The sequence below is a fragment of the Holdemanella sp. genome, assembly GCF_056804935.1.
In genome coordinates this window covers 1-2,846 of record NZ_DBMEXE010000209.1, presented here as the reverse complement: position 1 = coordinate 2,846, position 2,846 = coordinate 1, and the positions used below count along the sequence as shown (strand labels likewise).

The window sequence follows — 2,846 nt, the reverse complement described above, 5'->3', positions numbered from 1 at the left end:
ACCTTTATTGGCACATACTTTTTGTTGAAGATTCACTAATTTTTTTCGTACAATACCTAGCTGGCTTGTTTTACTAGCCTGCATAGATACATTATTCATACGAATTTCTTTAGATACATCTTCCCCATCTAAATATACATGGTTATCTTGATCAAAATGAATGTCAATTGTGTCCATCAAATCCGACATTGCCTTTTCATCTTGAATATTGACTCCATCTTTTAATGTTTTATACGCCACACAACGATACATAGCACCCGTATCTAAATGGCGCATATTTAACTTTTCTGCAACAATATCCGCAATCGTACTTTTACCGACCCCACTAGGGCCATCAATCGCAATATTAATTTTTTTCATGTCCATCCTCATTAAATATTTTTAAATGTCCATACTAAATAGCCAATGATCGCAACCAAAGCTAAGATCAATATAGCTAAAACGACATTCAATACGATTTCTGAACTCTTCTTTTCTTTATGGCTGCTAGCCTTTTCAAAATCAGAAGTTTTCATACGCATTTTTGCGCTAGGCATAGATTCAAGTTCATCACGCTTTTCTTTTTTGCGCTTTGACTTTTTCTTCTTATCCTTTTTAGGCTGTTCTTCCGTTTTATCAAAATCATCATGAGAAAGATACATCAAATCCAATTCATCATCCACTGGCTTTTTAACATCCTCTACATCCTGACTTGTAAGAACGATTTTTTCTTCTTTAGGCTCTTGACGAGTGATTGTCTGTCTTGGTTTTGAAATCTTCATTGTTGAACCTAAATCTTCATCATCTGTATCCATAGGAATCACATGTTGATTTCTCTTCATTGTATCACTACTTGTTGTGTCTAACTGTTTTAAAATATTGATCTGTGTATCATCTGTGATACGGTTACCATTATCAATATTATATTGCTTCACTTCTCCAAGCAAATCTTCCATCACTGGAGATGTAGGCATTTCTTTTACAGTAGGCGAAACACGCACTGTATCATGTGGATACAATGGTTTGTTGGCATGAGAGCCACTATCTACACGCGATAATCTTTGTAGTTTCACTGGCTGCGCTTGAGCAGCAGTTGTTTCTTCATCTAAACGATCTCTAAGTTCTTGATACTTTTGTTTTCTTGAAAGTTGAGTCATAAGTACCTCCTAAACATTCCCTACTATTATACACTATCTCGCAAAAAAAGAAAAATAGGCGATTGCCTATTTTGCACGTCCTGAATATTTTCCGTCGTTTGTGTTGACAACGATCATTTCATCTTGGTTGATGAATAAAGGAACTTTTACTTCTAATCCAGTTTCTAATACTGCATTTTTACTAGCACTTGTTGCTGTATCTCCCTTTACCGCCTGTTCGCATTCAACAACTTTCAATGTTGCCTTATCCGGTAAAATAACACCTAAGATTTCACCTTCATAGCTAGAAATATTTACGTTTGAATTTGGAACAATAAAGTTTCTTTCCCATTTTAAACGATCCATAGGAATTTCAACCTGGTCATATGTTTCATTATCCATAAATACCATAGCTTCATCTGTATCATATAAATACTGCATTTCTCTTTTTTCAATCTGAGCTGGTTCAACCTTTTCGCCACCACCCCAAGACAATTCAACATTACTTCCAGTACGAACATTACGAACTTTCGCCTTAACAACCATGGCACTACGAGCTGTTTTATTTTGTGATGCTTCTAAAACCGTATAGATTTCGCCATCGACTAAAATTGTAAGACCTGGTTTTAAATCATTTGAACTAATCATGTTTATTAACTCCTTTTAAATTGTATGTATAACCTAAATTATTTTATATCACGCAAAAAAATTGTCAAGAAAAAGAAAAAAAGCACCGAAGTGCTTTCTCTCATCGAAAGGATCGATAAAGTAATTTCTTATGTGTTTTAAGGAAGGATATATACACACAAGATGGATATTGAGTCGAAAGGTGAGCCATACTTTCTTTCTCTTACCACCTTTATAATACGCCTAATTGAAAAACTTGTAAACCCTTCCAGTTACTTTTCGTAAATTAAATCAAAATTTATCATTTCTTTGTGATCATTTGTACCCAAATTATAGTTTCGGTCTTTAATTAGATTTAATAAATCATCATCTAAATCAGGATTCTCACATGCCGCTAAGAATAAGCGAATTGCCTCCATCGCAAGAAGCTGGGCTTTATCGTATAAGTCGAAGAAACTTTCAGTTGAAACCAACGTATCATCACTTGGATGTACCCAACGAGTATGTAATAAATTCATCACATCATATGGATCATCCGGCTCATTCGGTACGATATATCCAGACAATGAATTGTAGGCTTTGGTGAAAGTCTCTAATGTTTGAAGTGCCTTTAGCTTATCTCCAGAAGCATCATAGAATAAAGATTCAATAAAGTGCCAATCCTTCAAGCTTTCCATGATTTGATGAGGCTTGATTTCAAAGCCTAGAATCTGACGGATTGCAGGCACATAGATACGTGCAATGGCACGAGCTTCTTCTTTAGATGCATCACTGATTTCATAGAATTTAAAATCTTCAATCGTACATTCTTTTTTCACCTTCAACATGATCGCATCAATCAACGATTCAAAACGATGATGATACCACGCACTCTTGCCTTTGCAAGTTCCCGTGCGATAAAACACATATGGATGGCTTGTCGCATCCAATGCCCAGTGACATAAATGCCCACAAACATAAGTCATCATATCTTTTTTGATTTCTTCATCCGCTTCATTGCGAATAGAAATCAAAGCTTTTTGATAAAATTCATTCACATGACCCGCATGAAACATACTTCCTGAAACACGTAAATCACTCTTTTTAAAGAAATCTTTTGGATTC

4 protein-coding genes are annotated in these 2,846 nt (G+C 35.2%); all 4 read right to left on the bottom strand.

Features of this window, described 5'->3' with window-relative positions:
• A partial coding sequence (locus tag ACZQCL_RS08320) for a (d)CMP kinase (RefSeq protein WP_482482749.1) occupies window positions 1–360 on the bottom strand: 360 nt, incomplete at its 3' end.
• An 11-nt stretch (window positions 361–371) separates the two neighbouring features.
• Window positions 372–1,136 (bottom strand): hypothetical protein, encoded by a 765-nt coding sequence (locus tag ACZQCL_RS08315; RefSeq protein ID WP_154556353.1) that lies wholly within the window; start codon window positions 1,134–1,136, stop codon window positions 372–374.
• Window positions 1,137–1,202: 66 nt separating this feature from the next.
• Window positions 1,203–1,763, bottom strand: a complete 561-nt coding sequence (gene efp, locus ACZQCL_RS08310; RefSeq protein ID WP_117924819.1) for an elongation factor P — start codon at window positions 1,761–1,763, stop codon at window positions 1,203–1,205.
• Window positions 1,764–2,014: 251 nt separating this feature from the next.
• On the bottom strand, window positions 2,015–2,846 hold an 832-nt coding region (locus ACZQCL_RS08305; RefSeq protein ID WP_482482747.1), incomplete at its 5' end, for a zinc dependent phospholipase C family protein.

Bases quoted from the DNA above. Each gene is read 5' to 3' on its own strand.
- ACZQCL_RS08315 (WP_154556353.1), bottom strand. From the start codon at position 1,136: ATGACTCAACTTTCAAGAAAACAAAAGTATCAAGAACTTAGAGATCGT.
- efp (WP_117924819.1), bottom strand. From the start codon at position 1,763: ATGATTAGTTCAAATGATTTAAAACCAGGTCTTACAATTTTAGTCGAT.